Source organism: Demequina litorisediminis (assembly GCF_030161615.1).
Classification (GTDB): Bacteria; Actinomycetota; Actinomycetes; order Actinomycetales; family Demequinaceae; genus Demequina; species Demequina litorisediminis.
Window position 1 is genome coordinate 1,281,479 of record NZ_BSUN01000001.1, and the last position, 13,141, is coordinate 1,294,619.

The window sequence follows — 13,141 nt, forward strand, 5'->3', positions numbered from 1 at the left end:
CGTCGTTGTTCTGCGGTCGGGGAGCCCCGGCCAGTGGAGGTCCTGCGCTACTTGATTCCCGTCGTGGCAATGCCCTTGACGAGGTACTTCTGGCCGAACAGGAAGACCAGGAAGATGGGGACGAGCGACACGATCGACATCGCGAACAGCGAGCCCCAGGAGGCTCTCGGAGGTCGCGTCGATGAACGTGCGCAGGGCGACAGGCACGGTGTACATGTCCGGCCTGGTGAGGAAGATGAGCCTGGCTGAAGAAGTCGTTCCACGTCCAGATGAACGTGAAGATCGCCGTGGTGGCGAGGGCGGGAAGCGACAGCGGCAGCATGATGCGGAAGTAGATGCGGAAGTGCCCGCAGCCGTCCAGCCGGGCCGCCTCGTCGAGCTCTCGCGGGATGCCGCGGAAGAACTGCACCATCAGGAAGATGAAGAAGGCGTCCGTGGCCAGCAGTTTGGGGACGATGAGCGGCAGGAACGTGTTGATCCAGGCGAGCCGGAGAACAGGATGTACTGCGGCACGATGATCACGTGGATGGGCAGCATGATCGACATCAACATGATGGCGAACCACAAGTTGCGGCCCCTGAACTCGAGGCGCGCGAAGGCGTAGGCCGCCATCGAGCAGGACACGAGGTTTCCCACGAGTGAGCCCAGCACGATGATCGACGAGTTGATCAAGTAGTGGCTGAACGGGTGGAGCAGAGCGTTCCAGCCGTCCGAGTAGTTGGACCACGTGAACTCGGTGGGGATGAGGCCGGTGTCGCGGAAGATCAACGCGTCCGGCTTGAACGAGCTCGCCACCATCCACAGCAGCGGGTAGAGCATGACCAGGCCGAACGCGATCAGTGCCACGTGCTTGGCCACGGAGCGCGTCCGCGAGCGCCAGTACGAGGGCTTGGCCTCGGGTTCGGGGTACTGCTCCGAGAGTTCCACCACGGTGGGGGCGGGGGAGGGCGCGTGGGCGCGCACGGTGTCAGTCATTGTAGAAAACCCAATACTTCGAGACGAGGAAGTTGACGGCCGTCATGCCCGCCACGATCGCGAGCAGGAGCCACGCCATCGCCGAGGCGTATCCCATGTCGAGCGACGCGAAGCCCTTTTGATAGAGGTACAGCGTGTAGAACATGGTCGAGTCCGCCGGGCCGCCGGTACCGCCGCTGACGACGTAGGCCTGCGTGAAGGTCTGGAACGCGTTGATGAGCCTGCAGCACCAGGTTGAAGAAGATGATGGGCGTCAGCAGCGGGATGGTCACCGAGCGGAACTGGCGCCACTTGCTCGCCCCGTCGATGGAGGCGGCCTCGTAGTACATCTGGGGGATCTGGCGAAGCCCGGCGAGGAAGATGATCATGGGCGCGCCGAACGTCCAGATGTTGAGGATCATCAGGGTGCCGAGCGCGTAGTCGGGGTGGGAGACCCAGCCCTGACCTTCGACGCCGAACCATCCGAGGACGGCGTTGACCAGGCCATCGGCGCCGAACACCTGGCGCCACAGCAGCGCGATGGCGACCGAGCCGCCCAGGAGCGAGGGCAGGTAGTAGACGGAGCGGTAGATCGCGAGGCCCCTGAGCCCCCTGTCGAGCACCAGCGCGAGCGCGAGCGCGGCGGCGAGCCTGCAGCGGCACGGAGATGAGCACGTAGGTGAAGGTGACCTTGAGCGCGTTGATGAGGCGCGGGTCCTCGAACATGCGGGTGTAGTTGTCGAGGCCAATCCAGTTGGGCGCCTGCAGCAGGCTGTAGTCCGTGAAGGACAGGTAGGCCGATGCCGCCATGGGGCCGGCCGTGATGAGCACGAGGCCGATGAACCAGGGGCCGAGGAAGAAGATGGCGGCCTTGCCGTCACCCTTGTGGAGGGCGGACGGCTTGCGCTTAGGCTCCCTTGCGGCCCTTGCGGACGGCGCTTAGGCTCGGAGACGACGGACACGCGTCACCCCCTGGCACTGCGACGCCACCGTGGCGTCGGCTCTGGTGGATCACCATGGAACCCTCCGGATCATCGTTGATCTCGCCGGCTTCACACGACTCACGTCATCGTGAAACCGCTTTCCGAAAGTGAACCTACCACACGAGAAACCGGTTGCCCATGGTGTACCGTCGCCGTAGTGCAACACCATCTCCCGCCACGGCGGCCGCTCAACGAGGAGCGGCACTCCCGCCGGGACAACGTCTGGAGGGGCAATGCCCAAGGTCACCAGCCGGCCAGCAGCCGCGACGATCGCTGACGTCGCCGAGGCCGCAGGTGTGTCGCGTGCGACCGTGTCGCGGGTGATGAACGGCCGTTCGACCGTGGGCGAGACCATCACGGCCCGCGTGAAGGCCGTGGCCGAGGAACTCCAGTACCGCCCGTCCAACGTGGCCAGGTCCCTGTCGTTGGGGCGCACCGAGACCGTCGCCCTGGTGGTACCCGACCTGGCCAACCCCATGTTCCAGCACGTCCTCAGTGGCATCACCGACGCCGCCGCGGCCCACGGCTACCGGGTGCTGGTGGCGGACACGGCGGAGAAGCCCGAGGACGAGGCCGAGATTGCCCTGGACGCCCGGCTGCGCTGCGACGCCCTCGTGATGGTCTCGCCTCGCATGCCGCAGGACCAGCTCGCGGCCCTCATCCGCCAGGCGAGCCCCATGGTGCTGGTCAACCGCGAGAGCCCCGACCCCGCGGTGCCGAGCGTCACCGTCAACTACCGCACCGGCATGGCCGCGGTCCTCACCCACCTGGTGAGCCTCGGCCACCGCAGGGTGGTCTACCTCGCTGGCCCGCCCGCAAGGCTTCTCCGACGCCCACCGCCGCGACGGACTGCGCGAGGTCCAGGCCGCACACCCCGACCTCGAGATCGTCGACATCGCCGCCGGGGCGACCGTCGCCGCGGGCTACGGGGCACTCGAAGCCGTCCTCGCCGCGCGTGCCACGGCTGTGGTGGCCTTCAACGACCTCGTGGCGTTCGGCCTGCTGGCCGCCCTCAACCAGGCCGGAGTGGCCGTTCCCAAGGACATGTCCGTCACCGGCTTCGACGACATCGAACTCGCGCAGTACTCGACGCCGTCCCTCACCACCGCCGCCGTCCCGCAGGCTCGAACTCGGCAGGCACGCATGGCAGGAGCCTTCACGCAGTGATCGAGAATCAGTCCGGCCGCACCTCCCCCACACGCGCTTTGAGCCTCGGCTCGAGGTACGCGCCAGTTCCGGCCCGGTGCCACGCAGCGTCGCCGAGGGCGGCCTCGCCCCCACGCCCGCGCCTCCGGCACCCCAGCCGGCCGATGCCGTAGGTGAGTCGGCTGCGGCCCTCGCCGCCGCATCGGCCACGCCCTCTGCCCCCGTGTGGCGGCGTGACGGCGACGCGGTGGTGCTGGAACTCGCGGGTGAACGGCTCGCGCGCTACGAGGACGGGTCGCGCCTGCCGCAGGTCCACGCGCAGCGCCCCTACCTGCACCCGGTACACACCCTCGCCGGGACCGTGCTCACGGATGCCGCCCCGGTGGACCACCGCCACCACTACGGCGTCTCGCTCGCCGTGCCTGACGTCAACGGCACCAGCCACTGGGGTGGCCGCACCTACGTCAGGGACGTGGGGCCCACGCTCCTGAAGAACCACGGAAGGCAGGCGTCGACCGGCCCGCTGGTGGGGGACGCCGACCCTCACGTGCTGCACGATGCGGTGCGCTGGTTCGACCACCACGGCGCGCCCCAGGTCGAGGAATCGCGGCGCCTGAGCGCCCACGTGCTCGCGTCCGGCGAGGCATGGGCGCTGTCCTGGCGCAGCGTGCTGCGCGCCGACCACGGTGCGGTGACCATCGGCTCTCCGGCGACCAACGGCCGCGCCGGCGCGGGTTACGGCGGGTGGTTCTGGCGCCTGCCTGCCGCCGCATCGGCCCTGGTGCTGAGCGCGTCGGGCGAGGGCGAGGAGGCGGCGCACGAGTCGCGCTCGCCGTGGCTTGCGTTCGTGCAGGAGCACGAGGGCGCCACCACCAGGCGGCTGGCGGTGCAGCATGGCCAACCGCGCCCGTGGTTTGTGCGCGCCTCCGAGTATCCCGGCGCGGGACCGTCGCTCGCATGGGACGCTCCGCTGGAGATCCCGCCGGGCGGCACGGTCGAGGTCGGCCTCACCACGGTGCTGCTGGACCGGGCAGTGGATGCCGAGGAGGCTGCGGCGCTCGCCGCCGACGCCGCGGACCTCCGGTGACAGGCGCCACGCCCGTCGCGGTCGCCCTCGTAGGTATCCATGGGCATGGCGGCTCGCACCTCAGGCGCATCCGCGACCTTGAGGCCACCGGCGCCGTACGCCTGTGCGCCCTGGTAGACCCGCGTCCGCTCGAGGCGGCGGCCGCGCCCGCCACCGGTGGTCCGAGTGGCCCGCGCCATGGGTCCGATGCCTCGGGCACCGGTGCGCCATGGTTCCCTACGCTCGGCGACCTCCTCTCGGCACCCGAACCCGAGGTACGGCCGGACATCGTCGTGCTGTCCACACCCATCCCGACCCACCTGCCGCTGGCCTCAACGGCGATGCGGGCCGGGGTCGACGTGCTGCTGGAGAAGCCGACCGCCGCGTCACTGGCGGAGCACACCGCACTCGTGGCGGTGGCGGAGGAAACCGGGCGCCGGTGCCAGGTGGGCTTCCAGACGTTCGGCTCGCATGCGCTGGCGGCGATCGAGCGGATGATCGCGGCAGGCGAGATCGGCGACGTCACGGGGGTGGGCGCGGTCGGCACCTGGGTGCGCACCGCCGGCTACTGGGCGCGGGCGCCGTGGGCCGGAAGGCGCACCCTCGACGGGCGTGACGTCGTGGACGGCGTCGTCACCAACCCCCTCGCCCACGCCGTCGCCACGGGGCTCAGAATCGCTGGCGCCACCCACAGTGCCGACGTCGCGGACGTCATGGTGGACCTGTACCGGGCCAACCCCATCGAGGCGGATGACACCTCGGCCGTCGCGGTGGTCACCTCGGACGGGACCCGCTGTGGGTTCGGACTCACGCTGTGCGCCCCCGAGCGCACGCCCGCCACCATCACCGTGTACGGGACGCGAGGACGCATCGAGCCTGCAGTACGAGCACGATACGGTGCGGCTCGTGACCCCCACCGTTGACCTCTCCAAGCAGTACGCGCGCGACGACCTGCTTGCCGACCTCATCGCCGCCCGCCGCGACCCCTCGCGGCCGCTCGCGTGCGATGTCCGCGACACGGGTGCGTTCATGCGTGTCATGGAGGCGGTGCGCACGGCAAACGACCCGCGCCCCATCGGCGAGGCTCACGTGACCTGGGCCGGCGAGGGCGACGACCGCCACCCGGTGGTGCATGACATCGGCGCGTGGTGCGCGCGGGTCTCCGCCGAGCAGCGAACCTTCGCCGAGCTCGGGGCTCCCTGGACCCACGCGTGAGCGATGTCCTGCTCGCCATCGCCACGATGGCGGCGGTGGTCGCGGGCGGCTGGTTCATCCAGGCGCGCGGCATCCTGCCCGCGGGAAGCCGCGAGATGCTCGCGACCGTGTCCTTCTCGATCGCGGGGCCGTGCCTGCTGCTCGCGACCGTCGCCAAGGCGGATCTCGCCACGCTCGCCTCGGCGGGCGCGGCGGTCACCTGGGGGACCACACTGGCGCTGGCGGCTGTACTCGCCGTGGTGGCTCGCTGGGGGCTGAGGCTGCCCGCGGGCCGGGCCACCATCACGGCGCTTTCGGGCTCGTACATCAACGCGGGCAACCTGGGCCTGCCGCTCGCGGTGTACCTGTTCGGCGACGCGCTGGCGGTGGTGCCCACGATGCTGCTGCAGTTGCTCGTCATGGCTCCGATCGCGTTCGGGGTGCTGGGGCGCGCCGCCGATGCACACCCGGTCGCCACCGTACGCACCGTCACCCAGGACGGGGACGCGCCCGTACGGCGCAGCGCCTTCGCATCGGCCGTCCTCAATCCCCTGACCCTCGCCACCTTGGCGGGGCTCGTCCTCGCGCTGCTGCCGTGGAGCGTGCCGGAGGCGGCCCTGGCTCCGTTCGACCTGGTGGGCGCCGCCGCGCCGCCGCTGGCGCTGCTCACCCTTGGCATGTCGCTCTCCTCAGACGTGAGGCTGGCCGATGCCGCGGCAGGCACCCGCACGTCGCTCGCGGGGCCGATGCTGCTGACCGTGGCCGCGCGCGCGGTGATCCACCCCCTGCTGACGTGGGGCGTGGGGCTCGCGGTGGGGCTCGACGACGCGGCGCTGGCCGTGGTGGTGTCCATGGCGGCCCTCCCCACGGCGCAGAACGTGGTCGTGTACGCGAACCGCTACCGCTGCGCGGTGGATGTGGCCTCGCGAGCGTGCGTCCTGACCACGGCGCTGTCCGGCCCGGTGTTGATCGCGGTATCGGCGCTGGTCTAAGCGGGAGGCAACGTCGCGCGGGACTTGGCAGAGACCAGACCCGTGACCTACGTCCCTTTTACTCTTTCTTTTGCGTCGGCAGACTCACGCCAAGCCGTGATCCCTGCCGAAAAGAGGCCGCCATGCTCGACCAGATCGCCCTGGACCCCGAGGTCCGCGCCGCGCTCGACGCCGCCCCATCCGTCATCGTCCCTGGTACCCGCGAGGAGCTCTACACGCTGTCGCTGGGCCCTGAGGGTGGCCCCACGTTCTCCGTGGACTACGACGTGGACGGCGATGTCATCACGGAGGCCACCGTCACGCGCTGCCGCAATGGCATGGCCGTCAACTACCCCGAGGACTACATGCGCAGGCGAGATCCCCAGTGCATGGTGATCGCGGACGACCGTCCCACGGACAAGACGCGCTTTGCCGACCGCTTTGGCCGCAGGCTTCGACTCCACGCGGGCGGACACCCTCGCGTGGCTCGCGCAGCAGGACCTGGTGGTGGTGCCCTTCAAGGCGGGTGGCCTCACGTATGGCTCGCCGTCGCTCGCCATCGTCCCGGTCAACGCGGCATTCTTCGCGACCGCTCTCGTTGACCTTCAGGGCTGGGTCACGCTCGACGAGCCTGGGGGAGTTCACGCCCCGCTCGATCCTGTACGTGGCGCCGCCGTTCCGCCACAGCCACTTCGACGGCAAGCAGGTGGTGGTGCACGACCGCTCCGAGACGCTGCACGAGATCTTCGCCTACAACCTGTACCCGGGGCCCAGCGCCAAGAAGGGCGTGTTCTCAGTGCTGCTCGACATTGGCGAGCAGGAGGGGTGGATCACCGCCCACGCCTCGTCCGTGCGCGTCACGACTCCGTACGACAACGAGACGGTCGTCATGCACGAGGGCGCGTCGGGCGGCGGCAAGTCCGAGATGTGCCAGGACCTTCGCCGCGAGGACGACGGCCGCATCCTGCTGGGCACCAACGTGGTGACGGACGAGCCCTACCTCATCACGTTGTCCGAGACCTCGGACCTGTCACCCGTGACCGATGACATGACCCTGTGCCATCGAGACATCCAGGACGGTTCGGGGCGCCTCGTGGTGGCCGATGCCGAGGACGGCTGGTTTGTGCGCGTCGACGGCATGAAGACGTACGGCGAGGACCCGCACTTCGAGCGTGCGGTGATCCATCCCGACACCCCACTCGTGTTCTTCAACATCGACGGCGTTCCCGACGCCACGGTGCTGCCGTGGGAGCACACGCTGGATTCGAACGGGAAGCCTTGCCCCAACCCGCGCGTGGTGATCCCCCGCCGCATGATCGAGGACGTCATCGACGAGCCTCAGCCCGTCGACGTGCGCACCTTCGGGGTCCGTATGCCCGCATGTACCAGGGACAACCCTACGTATGGCGTGATGGGCATGACCCACTTTGTGCCACCGGCCATCGCCTGGCTGTGGAGGCTCATCGCGCCCCGTGGCGACAAGAACCCGTCGATCGGCGAGGCGGCCGATGCGGTGAAGACCCTCGAGCACGGAGGCATGGTCTCCGAGGGGGTCGGCTCGTACTGGCCGTTCGCCACGGGCACCCAGGTCGCGGCAGCCAACCTGCTGCTGCAGCAGATCGTCGCCTCCGACCGCACCCGGTACGTCCTCACGCCCAACCAGCACATCGGCGCCTACAAAGTGGGGTTCTCCGGCGAGTGGCTCACGCGCGAATGGCTAGCCCGCAAGGGTGGCGGCCGCATGCGCGCCGACCAATTGGCCCCCGCGCGCTGCGCGCTGTTCGGGTACGCCCCCACGGATGTGTCGCTCGACGGCCAGCCCGTCAGGCGCACGCTGCTGAGGCCCGAGACGCAGTCGCAGGTGGGCATCGAGGCCTACGACGCGGGCTGCGCCATCCTCACGGGCTTCTTCAAGGCCGAGCCTGCGCAAGTTCCTGAGCGATGACCTTGACCCGCTGGGCCGCCAGATCATCGAGGTGTGTCTGCGCGACGGTTCCATCGAGGACTACGAGGGGCTAACGCCGATGTACCTCTAGGACCGTCTCCTACGAGTCGCTGAGTGCCCGGTTTCCGCCGAAACCGGGCACTCAGCGACTCCCAGGGCGCTCGCTACGGAGTGACGGTGTAGGACGTGGGCGCCGTGGCAATGCCAAACAGGAAGAGCGTCCATGGCACCGCGGCCGCCGTCACGAGCAGGCGCGTGGACAGGGGAGTGCGGGGCCTCCGCCACACGAGGGCGATGCCAGGCACCACGCCGCACACCATGCCCACCGCCACCAGTGTCCAGGCTTTGACTCCATGGCCGCCGCCGGCGACCTACGCTTCCCTGCACCGTCATCATCGCGATCCTTCGCTCGTTCGGATGACGTCCCCATCGGCACGGACTCGCCGACGATGAGGCGCCTGGCTGGAGTGTCCTCAGGTCTCTTCGGTGGTGCGGCCCCCTCGACCAGGAACTCGATGACGCGCCTGTCGACCTCGACGCGAATGGCCTCGGCGTAGCGCTCGGCCCAATGATCATCCTCGTACAGCAGCCGCATCGCCGCCTCCCGAGCGGCATCCCACGTGTGAGTGCGACGGATGGTCGCCATCGACGGCAGCCACCGCCGCCCCTTCGCCCAGACCTGATAGAGGACGTGCGAATGCGACATCTGCTCAACGACGAACTGTGCGACGGCGCGCGCGATGGCGTCCTCCGACCATGCGCCAGCGCGGCGGGTCGCGGACGAGTCGTTGTGGATTCCCGCCGCCACGAGGGCGTTGTCCCAGGCTCCCGAAGGTGCGCACGATCTCCGACGATGACGGCAGGTTCTCGCGCGACTTCGTCACGAACGCGCTGTACGTGGCCTCGGTCAGGGCACGGGGCGTGGCGTGAGCGGCGGCGTGGAGGGCGCTCAGCAGCCGGCGCGATGCCCGGGGCGACAGGTCCGTGCGGCGCTGCGCCGTGGGGAGGAGCAGGAGGCCCACGAGTCGCGCGCCCAGGAGGGTCCGCGCCTGGTCCTCCGTGGTGCCCGTCCTGCGCGCGAGCGCCGTGAGGTCGAGCGTGGGGTCGCTCGCGAGTTCCGCTTCGGCGTTGCGGAGCCACTGCACTGGGTCAAGCCCGACGTCCGCCATTACCCCATTGTGGGCGCATCGCCGCGGCATCGGCAAGCGTGAAGTGAGGGCCGCCACACCACTCGCGCACCGAACTACCTGCGCCGATGCTCGACGGCCCGGTGCACGGCGTCCGCCCGGCGCGCGCCTACACGATGCGGCGGATGGCCGTCGGTGTCTCGTACACGTCTGCCCGCACCACGGACTGCTTGCTCCACGATGCGTGGATCATCTCGCCGTCGCCGGCATAGATGCCGATGTGCGTGCCCCCGTCGAACACCAGTAGGTCACCCGGCTGCGCCTCCGCCAGTGACGAGACGGCGGTGCCGATGGTCGCCTGGTCACGCGCCACCCGTGGCACGTCCGTGACTCCCAGCGCGGAGAGCGACAGTTGCACGAGGCCGGAACAGTCGAGGCCGCCCTCGTCGAGCGTTTCACCGCCGAGGACATAGGGGGTGCCGACATACTGCGATGCGGCCTGCACCAGTGCCTCACCCCTGGAGCCTCGCCTCGGGCGTGGACGGGGACTGCGCAAGCGGCATGATCGCCTGGCTCAACACGGTCGCGAAGTCGACAGACTGCGTTGAGGCCGTCAGCGAGGCCACGGTCATCGCCGGCTGGACCGATGCCGTGGCGGCCACCGCCGAGGGCGTGGGCGTGAGCCCCTGAGACAGCGTCTGGATCTCGGCGATGCGGGACTGGAGGCTCAGTGGGAGGATCACGGCGCTCACCGTCCTGTTCATCGGGTCGAGGAACACTCGTGACGTTCACATCACGGCAGGGGTCTCTTCCTTATCGGCACGGGAGCGCCTCCCGTGAGGGTTGCGGGCATCGGCGTCGAAGGCACCAGAGAACAGCGAAGGCCCCCGGTTTCCCGGGGGACTTCTTCACGTGGGTAGTTCGGCAAATTCATGTACCTGGGGTGATGCGGCGTGGTCGCTGTCCATTTCCCACGGCGGGCTGAGCGATTTCCCACGGGTTCCCCACACTAGCCGGGCAGGCGCGTCACGTGGCGCTTGCGACCTGCAGGCACCATTGCGCCCAAGCCGAACCACGCCGAATCCCCCGCCTCTGCGCATCGGCCCTGCTAAGTTGACGTCCAGGCCGTCTCTTCCGTTGGGCGCGCCGGGGGATAGCCAGGGGATACACGGGTGAGTGACATCAACGTCGAGACACAAGCGCCCACGGGGGCACGTTGGGTGCGCGCCGCGCTTCAGGTGAATCCATACGACTACCAAGGGAACCCATCGCCAGCCAACAGTCACCTAGACGAAGCCTCATACAACTCTGCGCTCCTCGACGAATGCGGTGCGCTGGGCATCTCGCTTCTCGCCGTCACAGATCACTGGAGCGCCTCGTCCGCTGCAGGGCTCGTTGCCGCAGCCACGGCACGAGATATCGTTGCCCTCCCCGGTTTCGAGGCAATCACCTCTGAGGGCGTGCATCTGCTCGTCATCTTTGAAGCAGGAACCAAGATCGAGGACATCACGGTTGCGATGGGAGTATGCGGCATGCCGCAGGACGATCCCCATGGGGTGGCTGACAAGCCCTATAGCGAGATCGTTACTTCAATGGGCGAACGTGGCGCGCTAGTGATTCCAGCGCACGTAAACGTCTCCAACTCGGGCCTCCTGCATCGCGCGGTGGGTGCACCTCTGCAGCGAATGATCACCCACAAAGAAATCCATGCGCTCGGAGTCACGCCTGGGATGCCTCCTGCGAAGGACCAGGAAAACATCCTGGCAAACAAGTCTCCGTACGAGCGGGAACACCCGCTGATTGCGATACATGCAGACGACATCATGCACCCCGACACCTTGTCGACGGAGGGCGCCACCACATGGTTCAAGATGTCGGAACCGTCGCTCGCCGGGCTCAAGCACGCATTGCGAACACCGGAGACACGAGTAAGTGTGACGGACCCTTCGAGCAGATCGAGGGTGCTGTTGCGTGAGATCTCTTGGACCGGCGGGTTCCTCGATGGTCAGAAGGTTCCGCTTGCCGAAGACCTGACTACAGTCATCGGTGGGCGTGGAACCGGCAAGTCCACGCTTGTCGAGAGCATTCGTTATGTTCTTGGGATCGCTCCGATCGGGTCAGCCGCGCAGAAGGATCACTCCGACGTCATCAAGAATGTGGTCCAGACGGCAACGAGAATATCTCTAGCGGTAGACGTATTTTCGCCGGAGCCGGGTCGGTTCACCATCGAACGGACCGTGCCAGATCCCCCAATCGTTAGGGACGCCGCCGGAACGGCAACTAGCCAAATGCCACGAGACATCGTGGGCTCCCTCGAGATCTTCGGCCAACACGAGCCTGGCTGAACTCGCGCAGGACAAGACGCGTATGGCAGAAATGGTCGGGCGCGTCGCAGGTGAACCCAAGGCGGTCAAGGAGCGCCCTGCCATCCTCAGGAAGCCTACGTGAAAATCGTGAGGGACTCGCAAGGGTCGAGCGCCACCAGTCAGACCTTGAGGCCGAACTTGAGGAAGTGCCTCGCCTCGAAGAGCGCGCACAGAAGTTTGCTGACAGCGAAGTCGGCAGCCGGCTTGAGGAGAACGCGACACTCAAGTCTGAAGAAGGGGTGTTCGCAGAGGCGAGGGATCGGCTCGACCACTGTGACACTGTCATCGCCGACGCCGACTTCGCTGCCATAGAGCGGCTCACCGTCGAGATTCCTGGCATTGCTGGAAGTAGCCGTGAAGACCTGCTGAAGCCAGTGACCGAAGCGCTAGACAAGGCTGCAGCCGACCTACTCGCGGCGTTGGACAGTATTGACTCCGCCCTGACGACTGCACGCCAGACCACGGACACCGCGGCCGCAACCTGGAACGAGGCTGTCAAGCCCGATCGAGAGTCGACAAACGAGGTGTTTAGGACACTCATTGAAGAGGGGCACAGGCCCGACGAGTACCTCGCGACCAAGGCCCGACTCGACACGCTGACGAAGCGCGCCGAGCACAAGAAGACACTCAGCAAGAAGCAAGAGAAGCCTACTCACCGAGCGCAGAGATCTCCTCAAGGGGCTTGCAGACAATGACAACGCCGTAGCGGAGGAGTTGAAGGACGCTATCAAGAGAGCCAACGGGGCTACTACGAAGGCCGTAGTGGTCAAGCCTGTTGCTAACCCCGATCGAGCCGCGCTGGCTGAGGTCGTCATGCGGCACTTCAAGGGTCAGCGCAACCAAGTGATTGCGGCGATCGAAGACGCTAGGCTTCTCTACCCGTGCCTTCGTGGATGCTGCTAGGGCAGGCGAATCTGAGATCGCGAAGTACGGCATCACGGGCGCTCAGCAGAGAAAACTTCTCGCTCTGGGCAAACCCCTCTTCCGCGAACTGGAGGAGATATCTGTGGGCCTCGCGGTGGAAGTCCAACTCAACATCGCACCAAAAGGGATGGGCGCCGATCTACGCAAGGCGAGGACCTCTCCAAGGGCCAACGTGCGACAGCGTTACTGCTCCTGTTGCTCGGAGCGTCGGAGAGTCCTCTCGTCATTGACCAACCCGAAGACGATCTGGACAACAGATTCGTCTATTCGGGCGTCGTGGCGCGCCTTCGCGAGCAAGGGAACGCGCCAGATCATCGCCAGTACCCATAACGCCAATGTACCTGTGCTCGGCGACGCCGAGCCTGGTCGTGACGTTGGAAGGCAACGGCGACAGGGGCTGGGTCGTACCTAACGGGATTGGCTCGCTCGACCGACCGTCGGTTAGGAGCATCGCAGAGGACCTAC

The 13,141-nt window shown here is 67.6% G+C and carries 13 protein-coding genes and 4 pseudogenes; 11 read left to right on the plus strand and 6 right to left on the minus strand.

Annotated features, from left to right (window positions below):
- Positions 1 to 47 precede the first annotated feature (47 nt).
- Together QQK48_RS07830 and QQK48_RS07835 are read right to left on the minus strand one after the other, a co-directional pair.
- Positions 48 to 975 (minus strand): annotated as a pseudogene (locus QQK48_RS07830) (carbohydrate ABC transporter permease).
- Positions 968 to 1,842, minus strand: a pseudogene (locus QQK48_RS07835) (carbohydrate ABC transporter permease); the annotation flags it as partial. The pseudogenes QQK48_RS07830 and QQK48_RS07835, both read right to left, overlap by 8 nt.
- A gap of 328 nt (positions 1,843 to 2,170) precedes the next feature.
- Here QQK48_RS07835 and QQK48_RS21505 point away from each other — a divergent pair.
- The 9 genes and pseudogenes from QQK48_RS21505 to QQK48_RS19575 all read left to right on the plus strand — a co-directional run bounded on the left by QQK48_RS21505 (position 2,171) and on the right by QQK48_RS19575 (position 8,350).
- Positions 2,171 to 3,256, plus strand: a complete 1,086-nt coding sequence (locus tag QQK48_RS21505; protein WP_431308310.1) for a LacI family DNA-binding transcriptional regulator — start codon at positions 2,171 to 2,173, stop codon at positions 3,254 to 3,256.
- Positions 3,181 to 4,170, plus strand: coding sequence for a DUF6807 domain-containing protein (locus QQK48_RS07845; protein ID WP_284328071.1), 990 nt, complete (start codon positions 3,181 to 3,183; stop codon positions 4,168 to 4,170). Before QQK48_RS21505 ends, QQK48_RS07845 begins: the two co-directional genes overlap by 76 nt.
- Positions 4,167 to 5,072 carry a Gfo/Idh/MocA family protein gene (locus QQK48_RS07850; protein ID WP_284328072.1) on the plus strand — a complete coding sequence of 302 codons (906 nt, stop codon included), beginning with the start codon at positions 4,167 to 4,169 and terminating at the stop codon, positions 5,070 to 5,072. The genes QQK48_RS07845 and QQK48_RS07850 overlap by 4 nt, the downstream gene beginning before the upstream one ends.
- On the plus strand, positions 5,056 to 5,364 hold the full coding sequence (locus tag QQK48_RS07855; RefSeq protein WP_284328073.1) for a hypothetical protein: 309 nt from the start codon (positions 5,056 to 5,058) through the stop codon (positions 5,362 to 5,364). Before QQK48_RS07850 ends, QQK48_RS07855 begins: the two co-directional genes overlap by 17 nt.
- Entirely contained in the window at positions 5,361 to 6,335 is a 975-nt protein-coding gene (locus QQK48_RS07860) for an AEC family transporter (protein ID WP_284328074.1), read from the plus strand. The genes QQK48_RS07855 and QQK48_RS07860 overlap by 4 nt, the downstream gene beginning before the upstream one ends.
- Positions 6,336 to 6,457: 122 nt before the next feature.
- A pseudogene (locus tag QQK48_RS07865) lies at positions 6,458 to 6,748 on the plus strand (DUF4914 family protein); the annotation flags it as partial.
- A 73-nt stretch (positions 6,749 to 6,821) separates the two neighbouring features.
- Positions 6,822 to 6,884: pseudogene (locus QQK48_RS07870) on the plus strand (hypothetical protein); the annotation flags it as partial.
- Between the two features lie 28 nt (positions 6,885 to 6,912).
- Positions 6,913 to 8,259: a DUF4914 family protein gene (locus tag QQK48_RS07875; protein ID WP_284328075.1), complete on the plus strand. Its 1,347-nt coding sequence runs from the start codon at positions 6,913 to 6,915 to the stop codon at positions 8,257 to 8,259.
- A 10-nt stretch (positions 8,260 to 8,269) separates the two neighbouring features.
- Positions 8,270 to 8,350 carry a hypothetical protein gene (locus QQK48_RS19575; protein WP_348523775.1) on the plus strand — a complete coding sequence of 27 codons (81 nt, stop codon included), beginning with the start codon at positions 8,270 to 8,272 and terminating at the stop codon, positions 8,348 to 8,350.
- Positions 8,351 to 8,423: 73 nt separating this feature from the next.
- Here QQK48_RS19575 and QQK48_RS07880 read toward each other — a convergent pair whose 3' ends face one another.
- The 4 genes from QQK48_RS07880 to QQK48_RS07895 form a co-directional block, all read right to left on the minus strand.
- Positions 8,424 to 8,567, minus strand: coding sequence for a hypothetical protein (locus QQK48_RS07880; RefSeq protein ID WP_284328076.1), 144 nt, complete (start codon positions 8,565 to 8,567; stop codon positions 8,424 to 8,426).
- A 402-nt stretch (positions 8,568 to 8,969) separates the two neighbouring features.
- Positions 8,970 to 9,428, minus strand: coding sequence for a hypothetical protein (locus QQK48_RS07885; RefSeq protein ID WP_284328077.1), 459 nt, complete (start codon positions 9,426 to 9,428; stop codon positions 8,970 to 8,972).
- Positions 9,429 to 9,555: 127 nt separating this feature from the next.
- Complete coding sequence (locus tag QQK48_RS07890) at positions 9,556 to 9,891, minus strand: C40 family peptidase (protein WP_284328078.1); 336 nt, start codon at positions 9,889 to 9,891, stop codon at positions 9,556 to 9,558.
- Positions 9,892 to 9,898: 7 nt separating this feature from the next.
- Positions 9,899 to 10,138 (minus strand): hypothetical protein, encoded by a 240-nt coding sequence (locus tag QQK48_RS07895; protein WP_284328079.1) that lies wholly within the window; start codon positions 10,136 to 10,138, stop codon positions 9,899 to 9,901.
- Between the two features lie 420 nt (positions 10,139 to 10,558).
- Between QQK48_RS07895 and QQK48_RS07900 the strand changes: the two genes are divergently transcribed.
- Together QQK48_RS07900 and QQK48_RS07905 are read left to right on the plus strand one after the other, a co-directional pair.
- Positions 10,559 to 11,731, plus strand: a complete 1,173-nt coding sequence (locus QQK48_RS07900) for a coiled-coil domain-containing protein (protein ID WP_284328080.1) — start codon at positions 10,559 to 10,561, stop codon at positions 11,729 to 11,731.
- 167 nt (positions 11,732 to 11,898) lie between these two features.
- Positions 11,899 to 12,447: a hypothetical protein gene (locus QQK48_RS07905; RefSeq protein WP_284328081.1), complete on the plus strand. Its 549-nt coding sequence runs from the start codon at positions 11,899 to 11,901 to the stop codon at positions 12,445 to 12,447.
- Positions 12,448 to 13,141 lie beyond the last annotated feature (694 nt).

Excerpts from the sequence above, each read along its gene's own strand:
- QQK48_RS07885 (WP_284328077.1), bottom strand. The coding sequence starts at position 9,428 with ATGGCGGACGTCGGGCTTGACCCAGTGCAGTGGCTCCGCAACGCCGAA.
- QQK48_RS21505 (WP_431308310.1), top strand. The coding sequence starts at position 2,171 with ATGCCCAAGGTCACCAGCCGGCCAGCAGCCGCGACGATCGCTGACGTC.